Consider the following 24,548-nt stretch of genomic DNA (forward strand, 5'->3'; position numbering starts at 1 on the left):
CATATTTCCTGACAATCAGATACAAATCTGACCGGGGGTCTCTGTCGCTCCGACACGCCCGACATGCCGTCCGGCGTGCCGGAACGGCCGCCTCAACCGTTCGTCGAACCGTTCGTCGACGCGATCGACCGTCCGCCGCACGCTCCTGCGCGCGCCCTGTCCCCGGACGGCCCCGTGGGTTGCCATACGGCCATGACGGCCGGAATCACACTCACGAACGGGACCACCGCCGAGCACGAGCTCGCCGCTCTCCAGCGCGAGCACGGCCGGCCCCTCTTCGCGCTGCTGCTCCGGCTCTGCGACGGAGACCGGCAGCGCGCGGAGGATCTGGTCCAGGAGACGCTCGTACGCGCCTGGCAGCACCCCGAGGCGCTGCGCGCGGCCGACTTCGAGTCGGTGCGCCCCTGGCTGCTCACCGTCGCCCGGCGGCTCGCCATCGACGCCCGGCGGGCCCGGCAGGCCCGTCCCGCCGAGGTCGGGGACGCCGTCCTGGAGAACGCGCGCGTCATCTCCGACCACGCCGAACGGGCCGCCGCCGCCCTCGACGTCCGCGAGGCTGTGAAGACTCTCACTCCCGAGCACCGTGAAGTCCTGGTGCTGGTGTACTTCCAGGGGGCGAGTGTGGCGGAAGCCGCGGCAGCCCTCGGCATCCCTCCCGGTACGGTGAAGTCCCGCGCGTACTACGCGCTGCGCGCCCTGCGCCGGGTGCTTCCAGGATACGCCGCCGACCTGCGGTGAAACCGGCGGCTGAGTCAAACCTCCGTAAAGCGCCTTGCCGACTGCCCCGGTTGAGTAATCGGCTGTCCTCATCCGTGTTCCGGACCAGGGGCCCGGCTGCGGGCGACGCGCACGTGACGGAGGAAGGCAGGAAGGGATGCTGCACAGAGGTCAAGAGAGCACGGAGGGCCCGGGAGACGGCCAACTGGTCGTCCCCATGGCCTGGTTGTACGCCGAGTACATCGCCGACGAGCTGCTGCGCAGCGGCGACCTGATGCCGCCGACGTCCTTCGAGTTCCGGGCCGGCCGGGACGCGCTGGCGCTGACCGTCTTCCTGTCCGACACCGACCGCGAGCTCTCCGGCATCCGGGTGATCACCCAGCTGGAGACCTGGCTCTCCCTGACCGCCTACGACCAGCCGTGGCAGGAGTGGGTGGAGGACCGCCTGGCCGACCTGTCGGCCGACGCCGCGGCCGCCGGCCCCGACCCGGACCTGGAGCTCGCCCGGGCCGCCTGGCGCTGGCTCCTCGAGACGGAGCTGCTGGCACCCGACCTCAACGCGGTCCCCGGCGGCGGCGCGGGGGCCGGGGAGGACGAGGGCCCGAATGTGTGGACGCCGGCGTGGGAGCTGGGACTGCCCCTCGGCCACCTCGCCATCCACCTTTTCTAGCGCCGACGGAAAACCGCCCAATCCGGGGGCCGGAGGGCTCCGAATCCTTTGGTTACGATTCGGTCCGTTGCTTGAGTGATTCGGCTGCCTGGTGCGTACCGGTGGGAGCAAGGAGTAACCCCACCCGCACCCAACGGCACGAGGATTCGGCATGAGGTCCCTGGAGAGGCATCGCGACGTCGGCGCCTATGCGCTCGGCGTGCTGGACGAGGCGGAGGCGTTCCGCTTCGAGGACCACCTCATGGAGTGCCCCAGCTGCGCTGCCCAGGTGACCGAATTCGGCCCGGCGACGCGCCAGTTGATGCTGTACCGGCGCTCCACCCCACGGCTGGTGCACCCCCTGGCCAAGCCGGGCCCGAGGATGCTGGACCGGCTGCTCGCGGAGGTGGCCACCCGCCACCGGGCGGGACGGCGCCGGCTGATGCTGGCGCTCGCCGCCTCGGTGGTGTTCGCGGTGTCCGCCCCGGCCGTCGCGATCGTGACCGGCGGCGGTGACGGCGGGCGCGGGAGCGTCGCCGCGACCGACACCCGCACCGGGGTGTGGGCCCAGGTCACCTCGGACGACGAGACCTGGGGCAGCAGCATCGAGGTGCAGGTCAAGGACGGTGCGGGCCCCCGCACCTGCCACCTGGTGGTGGTCGGCCGCGACGGCTCGGAGGAGACCGTCACCAACTGGCGCGTGCCCGGCGGGGACGACCGCCCCCACACTATGCTGGCCGGTTCCGCCCTGCGGTCCGGGCAGATCGACCACTACGAGGTCCGCACCTCCGAGGGCGAGCACCTGGTCACCCTGCGGCCCCGCTGACCGGCCCTCGCCCCGCCGGCCCGGGGGGGCTCACTTCAGCAGCCGGGACAGCCTGCGGTCGGCGAGCGGCTTGCCGCCCGTCTGGCAGGTGGGGCAGTACTGCAGGGACGAGTCGCTGTACGACACCTCCCGGATGGTGTCGCCGCACACCGGGCACGCCTCGCCGGTGCGGCCGTGCACCCGCAGACCGCTCTTCTTCTCCGCCTTCAGCCGGCCCGCCGCCACCCCCCGGGAGCGCTCCACCGCCTCGGTGAGCGTCGTGCGCAGCGCCCGGTACAGCCGGGCGGTCTCCTCACCGGTCAGCGAGCCGGCCGGCTTGAACGGGGACATCCGGGCGGCGTGCAGGATCTCGTCGCTGTAGGCGTTGCCGACGCCCGAGATCAGGCCCTGGTCGCGCAGGGCGCCCTTGAGCCGGCGGCGTTCACCGGACAGCAGGTCCGCCAGGCGCGCCTCGTCGAAGTCGTCGGCCAGCGGGTCGGGGCCCAGGCGGGCGATGCCCGGCACCTCGGCCGGGTCGGTCACCACGTACACCGCGAGCCGCTTCTGCGTCCCGGCCTCGGTGAGGTCGAAGCCCTCCCCGGTCTCCAGGGCCACGCGCAGGGCCAGCGGCCCCTTGCCGGGCCGGGGCGGGCCGCCGGGCAGGCGGTCCCGCCACTGGAGCCAGCCCGCGCGGGCCAGGTGGGTGACGAAGTACGGGCCGCCGCCGGTCTCCAGGGCGAGGAACTTGCCGTACCGGTGCACGGCGGTGACCTCGCGGCCCTCGACGGCCGACAGGGGCGGGTCGTAGGTCTTCAGGACGCTGACGGCCACGGGGAGCACCCGGACGATCTCGTGACCGGCGAGGTGCTCGGCCAGGAAGTCCTTGAGCGCCTCGACCTCGGGGAGTTCCGGCATACGTCCAGGGTGCCATCCGGGACCCGGGCGGTCAGTCCGGCTCCGCCCCGTCGGGCAGCGCGAACTCGCCCCACACGCACTTGCCGCCGCCCCGGGCCTCCACCCCCCACAGGTCGGTGAGCATCTCCACCAGCAGCAGGCCGCGCCCGGACACCCCGGCCTCCCCCGCGTCCCGGCGGCGCGGGAGGGCGCTGGAGGAGTCCTCGACCTCCACCCGCAGCCGCCGTTCGCCGCCCGTCATCAGCCGCAGGGTGACGACGGCCGAGCCCTCGGTGTGCATCAGGGCGTTGGTGATCAGCTCGTCGGCGGCCAGTTCGATCTCGTCGGCGCGGTCGCGGGCGCCCCAGGCTCCGACGGCGGCCCGGATCATGCGCCGGGCCTCGGAGAGCGCCTCCGGGTCGCCGGGGGCCACGTGCTGCTGGAGGCGGCCGCCGGCCCGCGGGCTGTCCAGGGGGCGGCGGCGCATCACGAGCAGGGCCACGTCGTCGTCGCCGCGCCGCTCGTCGGCCACCTCGATGAGCCGGTCGGCGAGGTCGCGGACGTCGTCCGGGCCGGTGCCGACGAGCGCGGCCAGGGTCTCCATGCCCTCGTCGAGGTCGGTTCCCGGCTGCTCGACGAGCCCGTCGGTGCACAGCAGCAGCGTGTCGCCGGGGTCCAGCTCCATGGTGCCCACCGGGTAGTCCAGACGGCCGAACTCGGCGGACAGCCCGAGCGGCAGCCCGCCCGGCACGGACACCCTCCGGCAGGAGCCGTCGGTGCGCCGCACCAGGGGGTCGAGGTGGCCGGCCCGGACCACCTGGAGCACCCCGGTGGACAGGTCCGCCTCGGCGTAGAGGCAGGTCGCGGAGCGGTCGGTGTCGAGTTCGTGCAGGAACACGGAGGCGCGGGCCATCACGGTGGCCGGCGGGTGGCCCTCGGCGGCGTAGGCGCGCAGCACGATCCGCAGCTGGCCCATGACGGCGGCGGCGTGCGTGTCGTGGCCCTGCACGTCGCCGATGACGGCGCCCACCTTGCCGGCGCCCGAGGTCGTCCCCCCGGGCAGCGGGATCAGGTCGTACCAGTCGCCGCCGATGTCCCGGCCGAGCGACCCGCCGAGGGTGGCGCCGCGGTAGCGGACGGCGACGTCGGCGCCGGCGACGCTGGGGATGGTGCGGGGCAGCATGGCCTGCTGGAGCCCCTGGGCGAGGTCCATCTCCTGCTCGTAGAACATGGCCCGCTGCAGGCTCTGGGCGATGCTGCTGCCGAGGGCGACGAGGATGTTGCGTTCCTCGGGCGAGAAGCCGTGCCGGTCGCTGTAGAGCAGGCCCATCGCGCCGATCGGCCGGGCCTGCACGATGAGCGGCAGATAGGCAGCCGAGGTGACGTTCAGGCCGTCCAGGTGCGGCCACAGCAGCGGGTAGCGCTCGGCGAACTCCTCGGGCGACTCGATGAAGCAGGGGCCGAGGGTCCGGACCGCCTCGCTCATCGGGTACGCCTCCTCGATCCCGGTGACCCGGGTGCCCGGCACGAAGCTGCCGGCGGGCCCCTCGGCGATCAGCCGGATCCGGCCCGCCTCGACCAGGCCCATGACGAGGCTGGTCGCCCCCAGGTGGGTGAGGCCGTGGGTGTCCTTCAGGACGTCGATGACGTCCTGCACGGTGCGGGCGTGGGCGAGTGCGGCGGTGGTGAGCTGCACGACGTTGGTCTGTTCCCGGCGGGCGGTCTCCTGGGCGGCCTCCTGGCGCCGGGCCGTGCTGTCGTTGAGCTCCTGGGTGGCGTCGCGGACGATGCCGATGATGCGGCGGGGCCGGCCCGTCTCGTCCCGGCGGATGTAGCCCTGGGTGTGCGTCCAGCGCAGGGTGCCGTCGCGGCGGCGGAGGCGGAAGTAGGCTCCGTAGTTCTCGCTGCCGTCCTTCAGCGCCTGCGACACGGCGGCGTCGAGCCGCTGGGCCTCCGTGGGCGGGACCCGGTCGGACAGGGTGGCGGGACGGTCGTCGTACTCCTCGGGCCGCATGTCGAAGATCTCGCGGGCCTGGGCGTCCATCTGCATCACGCCGGTGTCCAGGTCCCAGTCGAAGCTGCCCATGCGGTTGAGCGCCAGAATGGGGTCCGGGTGGTCCGGCCAGTCGTCCGGGAGTGACAGCACGCCCGCTCCCCGATCAGCCATGGGGCCACCTTGCCAGGATTCATCCGAATCTTCGACCGCTGCGCGGGGTACGCGGGGGTGCGTCGCCGACGTTCACCGGCGGGCCCGGGGGCGCCGGGCGTGCCGGGACGCGGTGGGCGACGGGGACGGCGGGCGGCGGCGCGGTCCGGCCGCCGTTCACCCGGGCAGGTGACACCCGCGGCGCGGTGGCGGCCCGGACGGCCGGGCACGGCGTCCGACGGAGCGTCCGCGCCGCGGGGCGGGACGCCGGAGGGAGGCCGCGGCCGTGGAGTGGTTCGGGGCGCCGGAGTACTGGCTGACCCGGGAGGTCTTCCAGCGGGGGCTGGCCGCGCTGTACGTCGTCGCCTTCCTGACGGCGGCGCTGCAGTTCCGGCCGCTGCTGGGCGAGCGCGGCATGCTGCCGGTGTCCCGGTTCGTGGCCGCCGTGCCGCCGCGCCGCTCGCCCAGCCTGTTCCACCTGTACGTCTCGGACCGCTTCTTCGCCCTCGTGGCGTGGACCGGCTGCGCGGTGTCGGTGGCGCTGCTCGCCGGGCTGGGTTCGGTGGTGCCGCTGTGGGGCGCGATGCTGCTGTGGCTGGTGCCGTGGCTGCTGTACCTGTCGATCGTCAACGTGGGGCAGACCTGGTACGCGTTCGGCTGGGAGTCGCTGCTGCTGGAAACCGGGTTCCTCGCCGTGTTCCTCGGCAACGACGAGGTGGCGCCGCCGGTCGCGGTGCTGTACCTGCTGTGGTGGGTGCTCTTCCGGGTGGAGTTCGGCGCGGGGCTGATCAAGATGCGGGGCGACGCCTGCTGGCGGAACCTGACCTGCCTCTACCACCATCATGAGACGCAGCCGATGCCCGGCCCGCTGAGCCGGTTCTTCCACCACCTGCCCCGGCCGTTGCACCGGGTGGAGGCGGCCGCCAACCACGTCACCCAACTGGTGGTGCCGTTCGCGCTGTTCGCCCCGCAGCCGGTCGCCTCGGCCGCCGCCGCGCTGATGATCCTCACCCAGCTGTGGCTCGTGCTGTCGGGCAATTTCGCCTGGCTGAACTGGCTCACCGTGGTGCTGGCGCTGTCCGCCGTGCGGCTGCCGTCCGACGCTCCCGAGGTGTCCGCTCCCCCGCCGTGGTACGTGGTGGTCGTCCTGGCGGTGTCGGCGCTGCTGCTCCTGCTCAGCTTCCGCCCGGTCCGCAACATGGTCTCCCGCCGCCAGGTGATGAACCGCTCCTTCGACCCGCTGCACCTGGTCAACACCTACGGCGCCTTCGGCAGCGTCAGCCGGGTGCGCTACGAGGTGGTCATCGAGGGCACCTCGGCGGCGACGCCCGGGGCTGACGCCGACTGGCGGGCGTACGAGTTCCGCGGCAAGCCGGGCGACCCGCGGCGCCGGCCGCGCCAGTTCGCCCCGTACCACCTGCGGCTCGACTGGCTGATGTGGTTCGCCGCGCTGTCTCCCGCGTACGCGGAGCCGTGGTTCGGCGCGCTGGTGCGGCGGCTGCTGGAGGGCGACCGGGACACGCTGCGGCTGCTGCGCTCCTCCCCGTTCCCGCCGGACGCGCCGCCCCGGTACGTCCGCGCCCGGCTGTTCCGCTACCGCTTCAGCACGCGGCGGGAGCTGCGGGAGACGGGCGCCTGGTGGCAGCGGACGTACGTCCGGGACTTCGCGCCGCCCACCCGGCTCGGGGACGTCTAGGCGGTTTGGTGTTCGGTCACCGGGCGGAGCGCCGCGGGGGCGTCGCTCCCCGTGTCGGGCGCCTGCACCTCGAAACCACGGGAACACGGACCTGGTGACGGAGCGTCACCAGGCCCGTGGACAGGGGTGGTCAGCGTCTGCGGGGCATGCCCGCCCCGACGCCGGCCACGTGCAGGGCCAGGGCGGTCAGCCCCAGCAGCATGATGTTGACCGACGAGAACACGTCGTTGGTGCCGATGTCCGCCGCGTTGATCAGGAAAGAGATGAAGAACAGTACGGCGGCCACGATGCCCAGCATGCGCGAGCTCCTCTCCTAGGGTGAACTCCCGTATGCCCGGCCGTCACGCTTGCAGTCACCTGACGGGCAGGCACATGAGGGACCCGTCCGCGCACCAGGCGGGGCGGGGGACAGACGGCCGCCGGCGGTTCGTTCGCCGGCGGCGGCGGAAAGAGACCCGTTCGACGTGATGTCCTCAAGGGCTTCCCTTCCTTCTCCGAGAGTGGGCAGAACACATGCGGGACGACCCCCTTGTCCGAGTGGCCGACGGCGTTCACCTCGTCCGCGGCAGCAATACCAACTGGGTGGTCCTGAGCGAGGGCGGTTCGGCCACGCTCGTCGACTGCGGCTACCCCGGTGACCGCGCGCTGCTCCTCGCCTCCCTGTCCGAACTGGGGCACGCCCCGGAGTCCGTGGCCGCGGTCCTCGTCACGCACGCGCACAACGACCACATCGGCAACGCCGAGTACCTGACCCGCGCCTACGGCACCGTGGTGCACGCCCACGACGAGGAGATCCCGCACGCCCGGCGGGAGTTCCTGCACCAGATCGGCGTCGGCACGGTGCTGCGCAACATCTGGCGCCCCGGTGTCGCCCCGTGGGCCGTGCACAGCATCCGGGCGGGCGGGCTCAAGGACTCACGCGTCACCCTCCCCCGGCCGTTCCCCTCCTCCGCCGGACCCCTCGACCTGCCCGGCCGCCCGGTACCGCTGCACACTCCGGGACACACGGCCGGGCACTGCGCCTACGCACTCCCGCAGGCCGGGATCGTCATCTCCGGGGACGCCCTGGTCAGCGGACACCCCACGACGCGGGCACGCGGTCCGCAGTTGCTGCCCGCCATGTTCGACCACGACCGTGAGCGTGCCCGGGCGTCCCTCGACGTCATCGGGGCGTTCGAGGGCGACACGCTGCTCCCGGGCCACGGCCCGGTCCACCGCGGCTCCGTCAGGAAGGCGGCCCAGACCGCCCGCGACCGGGAGGCGGCCCGGTTCGAGCCGCGGCGGTAGCCGACGGCCGGCCGAACGCGGGGTGCCCGCCCGGCCGCCTCGGGGGCGGGGAACCGCTGAGCGATCTCCGAGCGACACCCGCCGGAGGCCGACCCGCGCTGATCGAGGCAGCGGCCCCCTGGCCGGCGAGCGCCCACCGGCGTGCCTCCCTGCGGCCGGGCCGCCCCTTCCGCCGCCGCCCGGCCGCGGGCGGCCCGGACCGACGGCTGGTGTGACCTCCGTCGCACACCTTGTTCCCCGTCCCGGAACGCCTTCCTCGGGAAAGCACGGAAAGGCGGGACACGATGACTCCGGGACAGTACGAACTCCTCGGGCGCCTGGGTGCCCGGGTGCACGGCACGCGGCACGGGAACGAAGCGCCGGTGGTCCTGCTCCACGGGCTCACCTACGACCACCGGCAGTGGGACACGCTGATCGACGAGCTGACGGCCAGGGAGCCCCGACCGGCTGATCGTCGCCTTCGACCTCCCCTCCGCCGCGTCCGGGTACGGGTCCGGCACGGGGGTCCGGGGACGCCTCCGGGTCCGGCGTGCGGGACGATCTCGACGCGGGGGCACCCGGCGGGGCACAGTGGCCCCGCGTACTCTCTGGTGCGCCCCTCCCCTCCGCACCCCGAGGAGCCGAAGTTGACCAGTTGGGCCGGCCGGACCGCCGTCGAGATCGCCACCGCCGTACGGGAGAAGCGGGTCACGCCGCGCGAGGTCGTCGCGGAGCACCTGGCGCGCATCGAGCGGCTGGACGGCCGGGTGGGCGCGTTCCGCGTGGTGCGGGCGGAGGCGGCCCTGGCGGAGGCGGACGAGGTGGCCGCCCGCGGTGACCTGGCGGGACTGCCGCTGGCCGGGGTGCCGGTGGCGGTCAAGGACAATCTGGCGGTGCGCGGCGAGAGCATGCGCGTCGGGTCCGCCGCCACCCCGGACACCCCGGCCGGGCAGGACCACGAGACGGTGGCGCGGCTGCGGGCGGCGGGCGCGGTGGTCGTCGGCCTGACCCATGTGCCGGAGCTGTGCGTGTTCGGCACCACGGACGGGGTGCACGGCACCTCCCGCAACCCGTGGGACCTCACCCGCAGCGCGGGCGGCTCGTCGGGCGGCAGCGCCGCCGCGGTCGCCGCCGGGATGGTGCCCGTCGCGCTCGGCAACGACGGCATGGGGTCGCTGCGGATCCCGGCCGCCAACTGCGGTCTGGTCACCATCAAGCCGGGGCTCGGGGTGGTCCCGGCGGACATCGGCGACGGTGACTGGTTCGGCATGTCGGAGAACGGGCCGCTCGCCACGACCGTGGAGGACGTCCGGCTGATGCTGTCGGTGCTGGCCGGGACGGACGGGGTGCCGGGCGGCGGGGAGACGGCCGGCACCGGCACCCGGCGGATCGCGGTGTCGCTGCGCAGCCCGCTGGCCGGGGTCACGATCTCCCGGCCGTACGCGGCGGCGGTGCGGGAGGCGGCGGGCACGCTGATCAAGGCGGGCCACCAGGTGCGGCGTGCCGACCCGCCGTACCCGATGTCGCTCGGCACCACGGCCCTGACCCACTGGGCGGCGGGCACGGCGGTGGACGCGCGGGAGCTGGAGACCCGGCTGCTGGCCCGGCGCACCCGGGTGCACGTGGCGATCGGCCGGCGCTGCGAGCGCTCCGTGCGGTCGGGCGACGGACGCCGGCGGCTGCGGGAGCGGCTGGAGCCGTTCTTCGGCGAGTACGACGTGCTGCTCACCCCGGCCCTGGCGCGCCGTTCGCCCAAGGCGGGGCCGTGGCACGAGCGGGGATGGCTGCGCAACGTGGCCGCCAACTCGTCGTACTCGCCGATGACTCCGCCGTGGAACCTCACCGGCTGGCCGGCGATGGCCGTGCCGTTCGGCACGCTGCCGTCCGGGGCGCCCTGCGCGGTGCAGCTCGTGGGCGGGCCGGGGTCCGAGGCGGTGCTGCTGGACCTGGCACGGCAGTTGGAGGAGCGGCGCCCGTGGCGGCGGACGGCGCCGGTGGCGGAGCCGTCCGGCCGGTAACCGCGTTGCCGTGGTCGGCCAGGGGCGTCTAACCTCGGCCGTATGACTGCCGGGTCGGCCCAGAGCCGTACACAGAAGGTGCGCCCGGCCCTGGCGTGAGTCCGGGGCGGGGCCGCGACCCGCCCGTTCCTCCGTGTTCCTTTCCCGCCGCGCCCGTGCGCGGCCCCACCCGTGGAATCGACACTCGGAGATCACCGGCCATGCCTGCACATCCCTCGCACCCGACCGAACTGCCCACCTCCGTCGCGCACTTGAATCACACCGTGGTGTTCGCCCGGGACCCCCGGCTGTCCGCCGACTTCCTCGCGGCGGTCCTGGGACTGGAGGTGGGGGCCCGGTTCGGGCCGTTCCTGCCCGTGGACCTGGGCAACGGCGTCACGCTCGACTACCACGAGATGCTCGAGGAGCGGATCCAGCCGCAGCACTACGCGTTCCTGGTCCCGGAGGAGGCGTTCGACGCGATGATCGCGCGCCTGGAGGCGCTCGGGGTCACGTACTACGCGGACCCGCGTCACACGGAGCCGGGGCGGGTCAACGGCCTCTTCGGCGGCCGGGGCGCCTACTTCGACGACCCGGACGGCCACAACATGGAGATCATGACCCGGCCGTACGTCCGGCCCTGACGGGTCCCGGTCCGCATGGGCGTGCGTCCGGCACGCCCATGCCCCCGGGATGACCGTACGGGCGGCGTCAGTCGACGCTGGGCAGGATGTGGGGCTCGGCGAGGTCGTCCTCGTAGCCCGCCAGCCGGATCGGGGCCGAGCGGGCCCAGACGTCGAGGCTGCACAGTTCGCCGGGGCGGCGGACGGTGCGTTCGGACCGTTCCTTGGGGCGCTCTTCGGTTTGCGTCTTCTCCGGTGTCACCGCGCACTCCTTATGTGTCGGTCACCCTGGGGACGTGCCGCGCCGGCTCTGCCGCGCCTGCGCCCGCCGCCCTCCGGGCATGAGGGGAAAGCCGTTCGGACGCGGTGGCGCCGGTTGCTCGAGACAAGAGCTGGCCGTGGTGAACCGGCTTGTCCCAGACGGACCGTGGGTGTGGGTAGGACCCCGTGGGCTGTCCGTCCGGCTCAGATTAACCAAATGAGCGACCCCCCGCTCGATGGGGCTCGAAACTCACGGTAACAATCACACGTCGGCCCCGTTTCCCCGCCCCTCAATATGGCCCTGTATCCGCATTCCTACCTTTTTTCCAGTCACTCGAACGGACTACACGGGTGCAGACGTGTGCGGGAATGCCTGGTGGTCATGGCGGCGTTCACGTCCCGTTGGCCGGCCCGCAAGTCCGCCATGGTCTGCTGCCGTCCGGCAACGGCTGTCTCGCTGGGAGGACCGCGTGGAACTGCGCAGCGTCGAGGAGCTGATGGACCTGCTGTACGCCTGCGGCGGCGCGGGCGCCGAGGGGCAGGCGCACGCCCTGCGGACCGCCGCGCTGCTGCGTCGCGGCCGTCCCGCGGACAAGGAACTCCAGGTCGCGGGCCTGGTGCGGCCCGTGGGCCGGCTGCTGGGACCCGGCGACCCCGCCGAGCGCGCGGCCGAGGCGGTGCGCCCGCTGCTCGGCGGACGGGTGGCGGACCTGGTCCGCCCGCGTCCGACCGCGGGCGCCGACGACGACGCCGTGGCCCTGCACACCGCGGAGGAGGAGGCCCGCACGGCCTGCTTCGACCCGGGGGTGCTGGAGGACTGGCGCACGGTGCTGGAGCTGCTGGCGGCCCGCGAGTCCCGGCTGGACGCGCCCGGCTGACGGACCGTCGGGCCGCCGCCGGCTCACCACCTGCCGGGCGCGTAGTCCTTCAGGAAGACGCCGTAGAGGTCCTCGCCGGCCTCCCCGCGCACGATGGGGTCGTAGACCCGGGCGGCACCGTCGACCAGGTCGAGCGGGGCGTGGAAGCCGGCCTCGGCCAGGCGCACCTTGTCGGGGTGCGGGCGTTCGTCGGTGATCCAGCCGGTGTCGACGGCGGTCATCAGGATGCGGTCCTGCTCGAACATCTCCTGGGCGCTGGTGCGGGTGAGCATGTTCAGCGCGGCCTTCGCCATGTTCGTGTGCGGGTGTCCGGCGCCCTTGTAGCCGCGGTCGAAGACCCCCTCCATGGCGGAGACGTTCACGATGTACGTGCGCTTCGCCGACGAGGCCGCCATCGCCGGGCGCAGCCGGCTGATCAGGATGAACGGGGCGGTGGAGTTGCACAGCTGCACCTCCAGCAGTTCGACGGGGGTGACCTCGTCGACGGTCTGCACCCAGCTGTTGGTGTCGTGCAGGTCCGGGACCAGTCCCCCGGCGTCGATCGCGGTGCCGGCGGCGATGCGGTCCAGGGACGCCGAGCCGGAGACCAGGGCGAGGCCGGTGACGTCCTGCGCGGTGAGCGCCCCTCCCCCGGCGACCGGCAGCTCGGCCACCGCGCCGGATCCGAAGGTGCCGATCACCTCGGAGGCGGGCAGTTCACCCGCGGGCAGCGGGGCGGACTCGGCGCCGAGCAGTTCGCTGTAGGCCTGCGGGGAACGGCGCACGGTCTGCGCGGCGTTGTTGATCAGGATGTCCAGCGGTCCGGCGGCCGCCACGGAGTCGGCGAGCGCGACGACCTGGGCGGGGTCGCGCAGGTCGATGCCGACGATCTTCAGCCGGTGGATCCACTCGTCGCTGTCGGGCTGGGCCTTGAAGCGGCGGATCGCGTCGTTGGGGAAGCGCGTGGTGATCGTCGTGTGGGCGCCGTCGCGCAGCAGCCGCAGGGCGATGTACATGCCGATCTTGGCGCGTCCGCCGGTGAGCAGGGCGCGCTTGCCGGTGAGGTCGGTGCGGGCGTCGCGCCGGGCGCGGTTCTCCGCCGCGCACTTCTGGCAGAGCTGGTGGTAGAAGTAGTCGACCTCGACGTAGCGGGTCTTGCAGACGTAGCAGGAGCGCGGGCGCTGGAGTATCCCCGCGATCTGTCCGGGCTCGACCCGGGAGGACGGCAGGATGCCCTCGGTCTCGTCGTCGATGCGCTCGGCGGAGCCGGTGGCGGTGGCCTCGGTGACCGCCTTGTCGTGGGCGGTCTTGGCGGCCCGGCGCTCCTGGCGGCGGCGCTGCTTGACCGTGCGGTAGATGTGGGAGGTGGCCCGGCGGACCAGGATCGCGTCGGGGTGGTCGACGTCGAGCCGGTCGAGTTCCTCCAGTACGGCGAGGCAGACGGCCAGCCGCTCGGGGTCGATACCGGGCCCGTGTGCCACCGCGTCCGTGGCCCGGGGGCCGTCCTCTGTCACCGTCATCGCCGCTGTCGTTTCCCGCTCTGCCTCGCGGCGCCCCGGTGGCGCCCGCTGTCGAACGGGCGATTTTACGGAGCGCCGCGCCGCAGACCAAACCCGCGGCGGTCAGGGGTCGCAGACCGTGAGCAGCGTCTCCACCTCTTCGGACAGGGCGAGCGCCAGCAGGTCGAGGTCCTTGACGGCCTCGCCGTCGGCCACCAGCCCGTAGTGGACCCGTCCGCGGTAGGTGGAGACGGCGACCGCCAGGGAGTGCCCGGGGGCCAGTGGGGCGAGCGGGAAGACCGCGCCGAGCGGGCTGCCGCCCAGCCGCAGTCCGAAGCCGGGCAGCGGCACGCTGGTGACCAGCACGTCGAACCAGAGCCGGGCCGCCTGGCCGACCAGCGGGCCGCCGAGCCGGTGGCCGAGCGGCGGCACGTGGTCGGCGAGCAGGGCGACGGCGCCGGCGCCCCGGTGCGGGCCGGCGTCCTTGTTGCGGTCCATGGCGTCGCGCACCGCGGCGAGGCGGGCGAGCGGGTCCCGTTCGCCGACCGGGAGCCGCATCAGGTAGCCGGAGAGCCGGTTGCCCTGGGGGTGGGCGGTGCGGGGCCGGCGCCGGGAGACCGGAATGAGGGCGCGGGGCGCGACGCCCTCGCTGCCGTCGCCGCGTTCGTCGAGCCAGCGCCGCAGGGCACCGGCGACGACGGCGATCAGGACGTCGTTGACGGTGCCGCCGACGCTCTTGCGGACCCGGTGCACGTCGTCGAGGTCGAGCACCGCGCCGGCGGTGCGCCGGGTGCCGCTGGGCGGGCAGACCAGGGCGGGCGAGGACCGCACGTCGAGGGTGGAGCGGGCGACGGAGGCGCCGATGTCCAGGGCGCGCCCCGCGTCGGAGAGGGCCCCGCGCACCAGGTCCGGCATCCGGCGCACGTCGGGGAGCAGCCCGCGGGCGGGGTCCGCCGGTCGGGGCCGGGGCGTGGGCAGGTCCATGGGGTCCATCAGCGCGGCGGCGAGGGTCAGCGCGCGCAGCCCGTCGGCGAGGGCGTGGTGGAACTTGAACAGCACGGCGAAGCAGTCGCCGTCCCGGCCGGGCAGGACGTGGGCCTCCCAGGGGGGCCGGGAGCGTTCCAGCGGGCGCTCCATGAGGCGGCCCGCCGCCTCATGGAAGTCGGGGACCGGGGCGTGCAGCCGGACATGGTCCTGCGGGTCGAAGCGCGGGTCTGGCTCCCGGCGGGCGCCGCCGAAGGCGAGCGGTCCGCGCAGGGCCGCGGCGAGCCGCTCCCCCCGTCCGGCCCACGGGCGCCGGAGCGCCGCCAGGGAGCCGCCTTCGGGGCCGGGCCGCCACACGTCGCGGATGCGCATCCGCAGTCCGGGGACGGCCGCGGCGCGCGACGCGAGGAGGTCGGCGGCGTGGGCGCCCGCGGCGGGCGATCCGGCCGGGAACACCCCGAGCGCGGCGAGGTGCATCGGATGGTCGGCGGACTCGATGTTCCAGAACGCCAGGTCGAGAGGAGCGAGCAGGTCTGCGGTCACGGGCTGGCCTCGCAGCGACGACGGGATGGATCAGCAGTCAATCGCCCCCGGCCGATTACGGTCAAGTACGATCCGGCTACGTACAGTTAACATCAGATGACATGGCCCGTCCCCCGCACCGGGACGGTGCGGGGGACGGGCCGGACGGGCGGGCGCGGTCAGCGGGGCGGCCGGAAGCCCTTTCCGGGGCGTCCGGTGCGGCGACCGGCCTCACCCGGACGGGCGCGGGCCGCCCGTGGCGCGGTCACCTCCCGGAGCCCTGCGCCGCCGGGCAGCCGGCGGGCGCGGCCCGGGAGGCGTCCCGGATCAGCGCCTCGTGCCCGGCCCGCACCCGGGTCACGTCCGGCTTGATCACCCGGCGGTCGTAGGTGAGCAGACCGTTCAACTCGCCCTCGACGTCGGTGATCTGGGTGTACACGGCGCCGTTGCTGCCCCGGCACACCAGTGCCCGCACCTCGTCCAGCTTGGTGAGGTAGTCGTCGGTGTAGGTCGACGGGTCGACGTCGACGTACGACATCTGCACCGACCAGGCGTGTCCGGGGACCGCGAGTCCGAGGCCGCCGTACTCGCCGGTGACCAGGGCGCGCCTGCCGTCCGGGCGGGGCGGCAGCGCCGGGCTCGGGTAGCCGTGCTCGTCCATGATGTCGCCGGCGTCGCCGTCGGCGCCCAGGTTGAGCCCGGACTGGTTGTTGACCAGCCGCGAGGGGTCCCAGCTCTTGGCGAGGCCGGCGATGCGCCCGACGTCGTACTGGCCCCAGCCCTCGTTGAAGGTGACCCACATGACGACCGACGGGCTGCTGATGTGCTCGTCGATCATCTGCTTCAGCTCGCGTTCGTAGCGGGCGCGGGACTCGGCGTCCGGGTTCACCCCGGCCGTCATGGACGGCATGTCCTGCCAGACCAGCAGGCCGAGCCGGTCGGCCCAGTGGAACCAGCGGTCCGGTTCGACCTTGATGTGCTTGCGCACCGAGTTGAAGCCGAGCCGCTTGTGCGCCTTCAGGTCGTAGGCGAGGGCCTCGTCGGTGGGCGCCGTGTGCAGACCGTCGGGCCAGAAGCCCTGGTCGAGGGTGGCCATCAGGAACAGCGGCTCCCCGTTGAGGAGGGTGCGCGGCACGCCGTTGACCTGCTGGACCTCGATCGAGCGCATGCCGAAGTAGCTCTCGACGCGGTCCGCGCCGACGGTCACCTTCAGGTCGTACAGGAAGGGGTCGTCGGGGGACCACAGGCGCGGGTCGCGGATCTTCAGGGTCAGCGGCCTGCCGGTGCGGCCGGTCGCCGTGGCGACCTTGCGTCGTCCGTCGTACGCGGTCGCCGTGACGGGCAGGCCGTCGCGGACGCCCCGTGCCTCCACGGTGAGCCGCTCGCCGGGCACGTCGGGGACCAGGCGGAGCGAGTCGACGTGGTCGCGGGCGACCGGCTCCATCCACACCGTCTGCCAGATGCCCGAGCTGGGGGTGTACCAGATGCCGCTCGGGTCCAGGCGCTGCTTGCCGACCGGCGGGTTCTCCCCGTCCGCCGCGTCCGTCGGGTCGTACACGCCGACGATCAGCTCCTGGGTGCGGCCGGGCTTCAGCGCGTCGGTGACGTCGGCGCTGAACTTGTCGTAACCGCCCTCGTGTTCGGTGACCTTCGTGCCGTTGACGTACACCTCGGCCCGCCAGTCGACGGCGCCGAAGTTCAGCCGCAACCGCTGGGAGGAGCCGATGCGCCAGTCGCGGGGCACGGTGAAGGTGCGCCGGTACCACATGCGGTCCTCGTGCCGCTGGATGCCGGACAGCTGGGACTCCACCGGGTACGGGACGAGGATGCGCTCCTTGAGGTTCTTGCCGACGGGCGGCCGCTCGCCCTCCTCGGCGGCGGCGAACTGCCAGCGCCCGTTGAGGTTGCGCCACTTGTCCCGGGTGAGCTGCGGGCGCGGGTACTCGGGCAGGGCGTTGTCCGGGCCCACCTCGTCGGCCCACTTGGTGCGCAGTTCGTGGGTGGAGCGGTTGGGGCCGCTGCTGAGGAAGGCGTCCACCGGGTCGCCGGCGGCGGTGGCCAGTCCGCCCGCGCCGTCGTAGCGGATGTCGGCGGCACCGCGGGCGGTGCCGGACTTGTTGCCGACCACCGGTTCCTTCAGGGTGACCAACAGGGACCTGGGGTCGGCCGGGTCGGGCCGTGCCGAGGCCAGCGGCCACTTCGCGCCCCCGATGACGGCGTCGAGGTGCTCGGTGAAGCCGGCCGGCGGCTCGGCGAGCGGGCGCGGGAAGTCCAGCTTGAGGGTGCGCCCGGAGGCGAGGACGGTGGCGGCGAGGGCCCCGTCGTAGTCGTAGCCGTCGGGGAGACGGAACGCCGACTGCGGTACGGGCTTCTTGGTGCCGCCCGGTTCGGTCCAGCGCAGGTGCAGGTTGGAGCCGCCGTAGTGCTCGAAGTACTCGACCTTGATGTCGTGGGCGGTGCCCGCGGTCAGCTCGATCGGCTCGGCGGTCTGTTCGCGGTCCCAGTCGTCGACCCAGTGGTCGATGGCGAGGCGGCCGTCGATCCAGAGGCGGAAGCCGTTGTCGCCGATGATCGAGAAGGTGTGCGGACCGCTCCGTTCCGGGACGATCTTGCCCGTCCAGCGGACGCTGACGTCGTCGGAGCGGCCGGTGGTGAGGTTCAGCCGCGGTTCCAGGTTGTCGAAGTCCAGGTGCGGGTCGAAGGCGGTGGCCTTGAGCTCGTGGAAGTCGAAGGCTCCCGGCGCGGAGTGCGTGTAGTACTCGCCCTTCAGGCCGTGGATCTCGACCGGGTCGTCCGGGGCGCCGGCCGTGGTGGCCCCGGCGGCGGGCGGTCCCGCCGCGGGCAGCGTCGCCGCGGTCAGTCCGGCGACGCCCAGCGCGGTGGCCAGGAGTAAGGCGAGTCGGTCCTTGAGTCGTCTGGTGCGCACGGATCCTCCGTGGGTGAGGAGTGACGGCTCGGTGCGGTGTGGGTGCTGTGCCGTGCTGTGCGGGCGTGGTGGGCGTGGTGCGTGCGCGGTGGCGAGCCGTGCCGGTGCCGGTTCATGCGCGGGCCCTGTGTTCCTTTGTGTTCGGTTGAACGCCCGAACAACGTTGTCATGAACAGTAGTCGTCATAACAGCACGGATTCCGCCATCCGTCCAGGGACATGACAAGGGCCCCGGCCGTCCCATCCGACCGGGGCCCGCATACCGCATCCCTCATCCGCAGCCTTCGTCGGACGCCGTCTCGCCCGGCGCCCTACGGCATCGGCACCCGCTGCCCCTTGCCGAGCGCGATGACGCCGCCCTTGGACACCGTGTACAGCTCCGCGTCCCGCTCGGGATTGACGCCGATGGTCGCGCCGGGCGGCACCTCGACGTTCTTGTCCAGCACCGCGCCCCGCACCACCGCTCCGCGCCCGATGTGCACGTTGTCGTGCAGCACCGAGCCCTGCACCACGGCTCCCGGATCGACCAGCACACCCGGGGAGAGCACCGACCGGGTGACCTGGCCCCGGATCAGGCAGCCCGCGCTGATGATCGACTCGCTCGCCATGCCGCCGGCGTTGAACCGGGCGGGCGAGAGCTGTCCCGAGGTGGTGTAGATGGGCCACTGGCGGTTGTACAGGTTGAACGCCGGACGCTCGGCGATGAGGTCCATGTGCGCCTCGTAGTAGGCGTCCAGCGTGCCGACGTCCCGCCAGTAGCCCTGGTCGCGGGTGGTCTCGCCCGGGACGTGGTTGGCGCTGAAGTCGTAGAGGTGGGCCTCGCCGCGGTCGGTGAGCTGGGGCAGGATCGAGCCGCCCATGTCGTGCACGGAGTCCTCGTCCTCGGCGTCCCGCTGGAGGGCCTCGACGAGCGTCTTGGTGGTGAAGAGGTAGTTGCCCATCGAGGCGAACACGCACTCGGGGTCGTCGGGCAGCCCCGGCGGATCGGCGGGCTTCTCCAGGAAGCCCCGCACCGTCTGCCCGTCCGAACCCGGCGTGATCACCCCGAACGCCGCCGACTCCGAGCGCGGCACCCGGATCCCGGCCACCGTCACCCCGGCACCGCTGTCGATGTGCTGGGCGAGCATCTGGCGGGGGTCCATCCGGTACACGTGGTCGGCGCCGAACACGGCCACGTAGTCGGGCTGTTCGTCGTGGATCAGGTTCAGCGACTGCAGGATGGCATCCGCGCTGCCCAGGTACCAGCGCGGGCCCAGGCGCTGCTGGGCCGGGACGGGCGTGACGTAGTTGCCGAGCAGGCTGGACATCCGCCAGGTGGTGGTGACGTGCCGGTCCAGTGAGTGCGACTTGTACTGCGTGAGCACGCAGATGCGCAGGATGTCCCCGTTGACCAGGTTGGACAGCACGAAGTCGACGAGGCGGTACGTGCCGCCGAAGGTGACCGCCGGTTTGGCACGGTCCGCCGTGAGGGGCATCAGGCGCTTGCCCTCGCCGCCCGCCAGCACGATTCCCAGAACCGAAGGACCACCACGCCGCATGGCCGCTCCCCTCACGCCGGAATTTTCCCATGACTGCCCCGGACGGGCGGGACTAAGCCTGTTCGAGGACCTCCTCGTAGAGCCGGACCGTGCGGCGGGCCACCGCGTCCCAGCCGAATTCCCCGACCGCGCGCTCCCGGCCGGCCTCGCCCATCCGCCGTGCGGCGGACGGATCACCGAGGACCGTGTCGAGGGCCCGGGCGAGGCCCGCCTCGAAGTCGTCGTCCACGTCGACGAGTACCCCCGTCGAACCGTCCGCCACGACCTCGGGGATGCCCCCGACGCGGGAGGCCACCACCGGGGTGCCGCAGGCCATCGCCTCCAGGTTGACGATGCCCAGCGGCTCGTAGACGGAGGGGCAGACGAACACGGTCGCGTGCGTGAGCAGCTGGATCACCTCCGGACGCGGCAGCATCCGGGAGATCCAGTGCACGCCCTCCCGCACCCCGCGCAGCTCCTCGTACAGCTCCCGGAACTCGCGGTCGATCTCCGGGGTGTCCGGGGCGCCCGCGCACAGCACCACCTGCGCGGCCGGGTCGATGCCGCGCACGGCGCGCAGCAGGTGGGGCACGCCCTTCTGCCGGGTGATCCGGCCGACGAACAGCACATAGGGGCGGGAGCGGTCCAGTCCGAGCCGGTCCAGGACCTCCGTGCCCGGGTCGGGGCGGTACAGGGCCGTGTCGATGCCGTTGTGCACGATGTGCACCCGGCCGGGGTCGAGGGCCGGGTAGCAGCTCAGGATGTCCTCGCGCATGGCGCCCGACACGGCGACGACCGCGTCGGCGGCCTCCAGGGCGGTGCGCTCCGCCCAGCCCGACAGGGCGTAGCCGCCGCCGAGCTGCTCGGCCTTCCAGGGCCGCAACGGCTCCAGGGAGTGCGCGGTCGCCACGTGCGGGATGCCGTGGAGCAGCTTCGCGAGGTGACCACCGAGGTTGGCGTACCAGGTGTGGGAGTGGACGAGGTCGCGGCCTTCGAGCGCGGCGGCCATGGCCAGGTCCACGGAGAAGGTGCGCAGCGCGTCGTTGGCTCCGTCCAGCGCGGGCCAGGGCCGGTGCCGCCGCACGCCCTCCGCGCGGCCCTCGCCCCAGCAGTGCACCTCCAGGTCCACCAGGGACCTCAGCTCCCCGGCCAGGAACTCCACGTGCACGCCCGCGCCGCCGTACACGTCCGGGGGGTACTCCCGGGTCAGCAGTCCCACTCGCACCCGCGAACCCCCTGTCTGAGCGGACGTTGTTCCCATCGTCACCCAGATGGGGCGCGTGGGGAAGGGGAGAACGGGGCGGAGGGCCGGTCGGGGGTGGTCGGGGACGGTCGGGGGCGGTCGGGGGCGGTCGGGGGCGGTCGGGGAGTTCGAGTGGGCGGTGGGGCCTTCCGAGGGATGGGCTGGGGTCCGTTCAGGAAGCGGGCGTGGGTGCGTCCGGTGGAGTGGGTGCGGGGGGCCAGGCCGGTCAGGGACGGGCTCGGGGATGGGGCGGGGCGGCGGGGCGAAGCCCTGGGGCGGGATCCCGGGGTGCCGCGTCCCGGCCGACGGCTTCCCCGGGGCGGTTCGGGCGGTGCCCGTAGGGGGCCCTCCCTCGGCGGGAGCCCACCCAGGGGATGACCGGGCGGTCCTCCTACTCCATCGGCAGTAGGACGGATTGGGTGCTCAGGAACGACGACGGGAACAGCCGGAAGCGGCATCGTGTTCCCCATGACAGCCGACCGTCCGCCGCGCCGGGCACCGCGCCCCGGTTCCCCGCAGAGGAGCAGCCGATGAGCGCCCTCGCGTTGTCCGTGCTCCTGTCGTTCGTGTCCGCGGTCGCCTACGCGGGCGGGGCGATCGTGCAGGAGCAGGTCGCGGTGTCCTCCCCCGGCGAGCCGTACGCGCCGCTGCGCCGGCCGGCCTGGTGGGGCGCGGTCTCGCTGAACGGTCTCGGCGCTCTCCTCCACGTCGTCGCGCTGGCCTACGGCCCCCTGAGCCTGGTGCAGCCGCTGGGCGCGCTCACCATCGTCTTCGCGCTGCCCATGGCCGCGCTGTTCGTGGGACGCCGGGCGGGCGCGACAGCCTGGCGCGGTGCGCTGATGGCCTCGGTCGGTCTCGCCGGTCTGCTGGCCCTGGTCGGCACGGCCGGCGCCCAGTCCCTCTCCACCCCGCAGCGGGCGGTGGCCGCGGTGGTCACGGCCGGGGCGATCGTCGCCCTGATGGTCGCGGCGCGCGCCGTGCACCGTCACCCGGCGGTGCGCAGCATCCTCCTCGCGACCGCCTCCGGTGTCGCGTTCGGCATGTCGTCGGTGTTCACCAAGACCGTCGCGGTGGACTGGACCGACGGCGTGGCCGCGTCCGACGTGCCGTCCCTCGCGGTGATCGGCGTCCTCGCCACGGCGGGCATGCTGCTCTCCCAGGCCTCCTACCGGGGCGCCGGACTCGCCGCGCCGCTGGCCACCCTGACCGTGGTCAACCCGGTGGTGGCGGCCGCGGTGGGCATCACCATGTTCGGCGAGACCTTCCGCTACGGCTCCACCGGCACGGTGCTCGCCCTGGGCTCCGGTGTGGTCGCGGCCGGCGGACTCATCCTGCTGACGACCGAGCGGCTCGCCCGCGAGCAGCGGGACAGCGGCGAGCGGACGGCAGCACCGGTCCGGGCGGCCCGGGGCGCGGCGGCGCCGGCAGCCGTCGCGGCATCCGTCGCGCACGCCGGCTCTGCGGCCGGGTCGTCCGGCGGGGCTTCGGCTCCCGGGCTCCTGGCCACGGAGCGGTTCCGGGTGCCGGAGCAGGTGCCGTGGGCGCCTCCCGCGTTCTCCTGGCCGGCTGCCGGCAGCGGGGACGGTGTGCCCGCCGAGGGTGAGGTGCCCGTCGGGGCCGGTGTGCTCGTCGGGGGCGGCGGGGAGATCGCCGAGGGCGCCCGGGACGGTGCCGGGCCCGTGTCCGGGCTCCGGGTCCCGATCGTGGCGGCGTCCTCGTCGTCCGTCTTCGCCGCCGCGGTCCCGGCCCTGGCCTGCGCGGTGCCGGTCTTCTCAGGGGCAGCGCTGACGGGGGCGACCCGTACGGGGGCCGCACACACGGTGACCTCACACATGGGTGCGACGCACACGGGGGCGTCGCACATGGGGGCGTCGCACACAGAGGGGACACAGGCGGGGGCCGCGCACACGGAGTCGGAGACCGTGCCGGCCGCCCTTCGGCGGGCGCCGGCGCCCGCCCCTGCCCCGACGGGCTCGCCGCTGTTGACGTCCGCGCCCTTCCGGGACGGCCCGTACCTGTCGGTGCCCGTCCTGGACGGGCACCGCGCACCGGTCACTTCCTGAGCCGCGGGCCGTCACCCCGGATGCCGCGCACGCGTCGCACCCTGAGGAGGGCGGGAGTCTGCGTCACTTCCCGGGCCGTGCACGCGTCACATCCTGACGCCGCCCGCCCGAAGGTAGGCGACGGGGTCGATGTCCGACCCGAAGCCCGGCCCGGTCCGCACCTCGAAGTGCAGATGCGGGCCGGAACTGTTCCCGGTGTTCCCGGACCGGCCGATGCGCTGACCGGCGCTCACCGACTGCCCGTTGCGGACGGAGATCGCGGACAGGTGGGCGTACTGGCTGTAGCGGCCGTCGGCGTGCCGGACGACGACCTGGTAGCCGAAGGAGCCCTCCCACCCCGCGCTGACCACCCGGCCGCTCGCGACGGACTTCACCGACGTGCCGGTGGGCACGGGGAAGTCGACGCCCGTGTGGTAGCCCTTCGACCAGGAGGAGCCCGCCTTGTGGTACGGCGTGCCGAGGGGGGCCGCGACCGGAGCCACGAGGCCACCGCCGGACGCCGCGGCCCGGTCGGCCCGCTCGCCGGTGCGCGGTGCGGAGGTCTTCTTCTCCGACTTCTTCTTCTCCGACGGGGACGGCTTCGGCGAGGCGGTGGACTTCTGCCGCTGTCCGTCCGACGCCTTCTGTCCCCGTTCCGGCTTCTGCGGGGCGGCGGGCTTCGTCCGCTCCCACGTCGCCGACGCCCGGTCGGACTGCTTGCCCGTGCCGTCCGGCAGCGCGAGCCGCTGGCCGGGCAGGATCAGGTCCGGATCGGCGCCGATGGCCGAGCGGTTGGCGTCGTACAGCTCCTGCCAGCCGCCCCGCACCCGCTCGCCGGACGCGATGCCGGAGAGCGTGTCGCCGCGGACGACGGTGTACATCTCGGCCCGTCCCGCCCGGGACTGGGGCGTCTTCTGCGGCTTGACGTCCTCCACGGTGGGCCGGTCGGTCTTCTTCCCGGCGGTCCCCCGCGCGTCCTTGCTGCCGCCGGAGCCACCGCTGGTGCCACCGCCGGTGCCGCTGCCGCCGCGTCGGGCGTCGTCGCGGTCGGCCCGGTCGGCACCCGGCCGGATGTCCGGCTCGGCTCCGCCTCTGGTCAGCCCGGCCCGTTTCGAGCACACCGGCCAGGCGCCGGGGCCCTGCCCGTCGAGCACCTTCTCGGCGATGGCGATCTGCTGGTCCTTGGTGGCCAGGTCCGCACGGGGCGCGTACCGCGTGCCGCCGTACTCCTCCCACGTGGATTGGCTGAACTGCAGGCCGCCGTAATACCCGTTGCCGGTGTTGATGTCCCAGTCGTCGGTCGACTCGCAGGCGGCGACCCGGTCCCAGGTCTCCACGTCGGCCGCCTCGGCGACACCGGCGCCCATCAACGGGAGGGCCATCCCGGCGCCGCCCGCCGTGACGGTGAGCGAGGCACGGTTGATTCTGTTCGGCTGATACCGGCGGTGCCGGCCGCGCACGGCCATGGAGCCCCCTCGACATTGCGTCAGAAGGGGCAAAAGTAAGCGCTCCCCGCCGGGCGCGACAAGACGGCTATCGGCCGCCCGGAGGCGCCGAATGGCCGGGATCGTTCGGCGCCTTGCGCCCCTGCCGCGGCCTCGTGCGACCCCTCCGCGGGGTGCGCGCCGGGTGCGTGCTCCGGGCGCACGATCCGGGCACGGGCGCGGACCCGCACGGCAGACGACGCCGGGCGGTTGCGGAGGAGCGGATCCAGGTGAGCGAAAGGCGGGGCCCGGAGCCGGGGACGCAGGGCGCGGGGACGGGGACGCAAGGCGCGGAGCCGGGGACGCAAGGCGCGGGGACGGAGGGCAGCCGCGCGGGGCGGACCGCTCTGCGTGCACCCGGCGGCCCACATCGCGGACGGACCTGCGTGTCCACTGAGTGTCGTGCGACTTTCGTCCGTAT

19 protein-coding genes are annotated in these 24,548 nt (G+C 73.7%); 9 read left to right on the forward strand and 10 right to left on the reverse strand.

From position 1 onward, the window contains the following. Positions 1-192 precede the first annotated feature (192 nt). The 3 genes from ACSU53_RS02010 to ACSU53_RS02020 all read left to right on the forward strand — a co-directional run bounded on the left by ACSU53_RS02010 (position 193) and on the right by ACSU53_RS02020 (position 2,192). Entirely contained in the window at positions 193-738 is a 546-nt protein-coding gene (locus tag ACSU53_RS02010) for a sigma-70 family RNA polymerase sigma factor (protein ID WP_437024484.1), read from the forward strand. Between the two features lie 136 nt (positions 739-874). Then, on the forward strand, positions 875-1,387 hold the full coding sequence (locus ACSU53_RS02015; protein WP_437024485.1) for a hypothetical protein: 513 nt from the start codon (positions 875-877) through the stop codon (positions 1,385-1,387). A gap of 151 nt (positions 1,388-1,538) precedes the next feature. Further along, positions 1,539-2,192 carry a zf-HC2 domain-containing protein gene (locus ACSU53_RS02020; RefSeq protein WP_437024486.1) on the forward strand — a complete coding sequence of 218 codons (654 nt, stop codon included), beginning with the start codon at positions 1,539-1,541 and terminating at the stop codon, positions 2,190-2,192. A gap of 30 nt (positions 2,193-2,222) precedes the next feature. Here the strand turns inward: ACSU53_RS02020 and ACSU53_RS02025 are convergent, their stop codons facing one another. Together ACSU53_RS02025 and ACSU53_RS02030 are read right to left on the reverse strand one after the other, a co-directional pair. Then, a complete protein-coding gene (locus ACSU53_RS02025; protein ID WP_437024487.1) occupies positions 2,223-3,086 on the reverse strand; it encodes an Fpg/Nei family DNA glycosylase in 864 nt (287 codons plus the stop codon). Between the two features lie 31 nt (positions 3,087-3,117). Beyond that, complete coding sequence (locus ACSU53_RS02030) at positions 3,118-5,232, reverse strand: SpoIIE family protein phosphatase (RefSeq protein WP_437024488.1); 2,115 nt, start codon at positions 5,230-5,232, stop codon at positions 3,118-3,120. 265 nt (positions 5,233-5,497) lie between these two features. Here ACSU53_RS02030 and ACSU53_RS02035 point away from each other — a divergent pair, with 265 nt between their 5' ends. Then, positions 5,498-6,907, forward strand: a complete 1,410-nt coding sequence (locus ACSU53_RS02035) for a lipase maturation factor family protein (RefSeq protein ID WP_437024489.1) — start codon at positions 5,498-5,500, stop codon at positions 6,905-6,907. A 130-nt stretch (positions 6,908-7,037) separates the two neighbouring features. On the opposite strand, the gene ACSU53_RS02040 is transcribed toward ACSU53_RS02035, so the two are convergent. Next, positions 7,038-7,205: a hypothetical protein gene (locus ACSU53_RS02040; RefSeq protein ID WP_192231460.1), complete on the reverse strand. Its 168-nt coding sequence runs from the start codon at positions 7,203-7,205 to the stop codon at positions 7,038-7,040. 215 nt (positions 7,206-7,420) lie between these two features. On the opposite strand from ACSU53_RS02040, the gene ACSU53_RS02045 reads away from it, so the two are divergent. From ACSU53_RS02045 to ACSU53_RS02055, 3 genes are all read left to right on the forward strand, one after another. After that, complete coding sequence (locus ACSU53_RS02045; RefSeq protein ID WP_437024490.1) at positions 7,421-8,194, forward strand: MBL fold metallo-hydrolase; 774 nt, start codon at positions 7,421-7,423, stop codon at positions 8,192-8,194. Between the two features lie 626 nt (positions 8,195-8,820). Then, the gene (locus ACSU53_RS02050) at positions 8,821-10,191 is read left to right on the forward strand and encodes an amidase (protein WP_437024491.1); all 1,371 of its coding nucleotides are present in this window, start codon (positions 8,821-8,823) and stop codon (positions 10,189-10,191) included. 200 nt (positions 10,192-10,391) lie between these two features. Further along, on the forward strand, positions 10,392-10,814 hold the full coding sequence (locus tag ACSU53_RS02055) for a VOC family protein (RefSeq protein ID WP_437024492.1): 423 nt from the start codon (positions 10,392-10,394) through the stop codon (positions 10,812-10,814). Between the two features lie 67 nt (positions 10,815-10,881). Here ACSU53_RS02055 and ACSU53_RS02060 read toward each other — a convergent pair whose 3' ends face one another. Then, the gene (locus tag ACSU53_RS02060; RefSeq protein ID WP_437024493.1) at positions 10,882-11,055 is read right to left on the reverse strand and encodes a hypothetical protein; all 174 of its coding nucleotides are present in this window, start codon (positions 11,053-11,055) and stop codon (positions 10,882-10,884) included. 469 nt (positions 11,056-11,524) lie between these two features. Here ACSU53_RS02060 and ACSU53_RS02065 point away from each other — a divergent pair, with 469 nt between their 5' ends. Next, complete coding sequence (locus ACSU53_RS02065; protein WP_437024494.1) at positions 11,525-11,932, forward strand: hypothetical protein; 408 nt, start codon at positions 11,525-11,527, stop codon at positions 11,930-11,932. 23 nt (positions 11,933-11,955) lie between these two features. On the opposite strand, the gene ACSU53_RS02070 is transcribed toward ACSU53_RS02065, so the two are convergent. The 5 genes from ACSU53_RS02070 to glgA all read right to left on the reverse strand — a co-directional run bounded on the left by ACSU53_RS02070 (position 11,956) and on the right by glgA (position 20,583). Continuing rightward, positions 11,956-13,431 carry an SDR family NAD(P)-dependent oxidoreductase gene (locus ACSU53_RS02070; protein ID WP_437024495.1) on the reverse strand — a complete coding sequence of 492 codons (1,476 nt, stop codon included), beginning with the start codon at positions 13,429-13,431 and terminating at the stop codon, positions 11,956-11,958. A gap of 102 nt (positions 13,432-13,533) precedes the next feature. Further along, positions 13,534-14,937, reverse strand: a complete 1,404-nt coding sequence (locus ACSU53_RS02075) for a wax ester/triacylglycerol synthase family O-acyltransferase (protein WP_437024496.1) — start codon at positions 14,935-14,937, stop codon at positions 13,534-13,536. Between the two features lie 244 nt (positions 14,938-15,181). Further along, positions 15,182-17,842 carry a PA14 domain-containing protein gene (locus tag ACSU53_RS02080; RefSeq protein ID WP_437024497.1) on the reverse strand — a complete coding sequence of 887 codons (2,661 nt, stop codon included), beginning with the start codon at positions 17,840-17,842 and terminating at the stop codon, positions 15,182-15,184. 310 nt (positions 17,843-18,152) lie between these two features. After that, entirely contained in the window at positions 18,153-19,379 is a 1,227-nt protein-coding gene (glgC, locus tag ACSU53_RS02085; protein ID WP_437024498.1) for a glucose-1-phosphate adenylyltransferase, read from the reverse strand. Between the two features lie 52 nt (positions 19,380-19,431). Then, positions 19,432-20,583, reverse strand: a complete 1,152-nt coding sequence (gene glgA / locus ACSU53_RS02090; RefSeq protein WP_437024499.1) for a glycogen synthase — start codon at positions 20,581-20,583, stop codon at positions 19,432-19,434. Positions 20,584-21,131: 548 nt separating this feature from the next. On the opposite strand from glgA, the gene ACSU53_RS02095 reads away from it, so the two are divergent. Beyond that, on the forward strand, positions 21,132-22,664 hold the full coding sequence (locus tag ACSU53_RS02095) for a DMT family transporter (protein ID WP_437024500.1): 1,533 nt from the start codon (positions 21,132-21,134) through the stop codon (positions 22,662-22,664). Positions 22,665-22,750: 86 nt separating this feature from the next. On the opposite strand, the gene ACSU53_RS02100 is transcribed toward ACSU53_RS02095, so the two are convergent. Then, the gene (locus tag ACSU53_RS02100) at positions 22,751-24,109 is read right to left on the reverse strand and encodes a transglycosylase family protein (RefSeq protein WP_437024501.1); all 1,359 of its coding nucleotides are present in this window, start codon (positions 24,107-24,109) and stop codon (positions 22,751-22,753) included. Positions 24,110-24,548: the final 439 nt, after the last annotated feature.

The sequence above is a fragment of the Streptomyces sp. enrichment culture genome (assembly GCF_964273255.1).
Classification (GTDB): Bacteria; Actinomycetota; Actinomycetes; order Streptomycetales; family Streptomycetaceae; genus Streptomyces.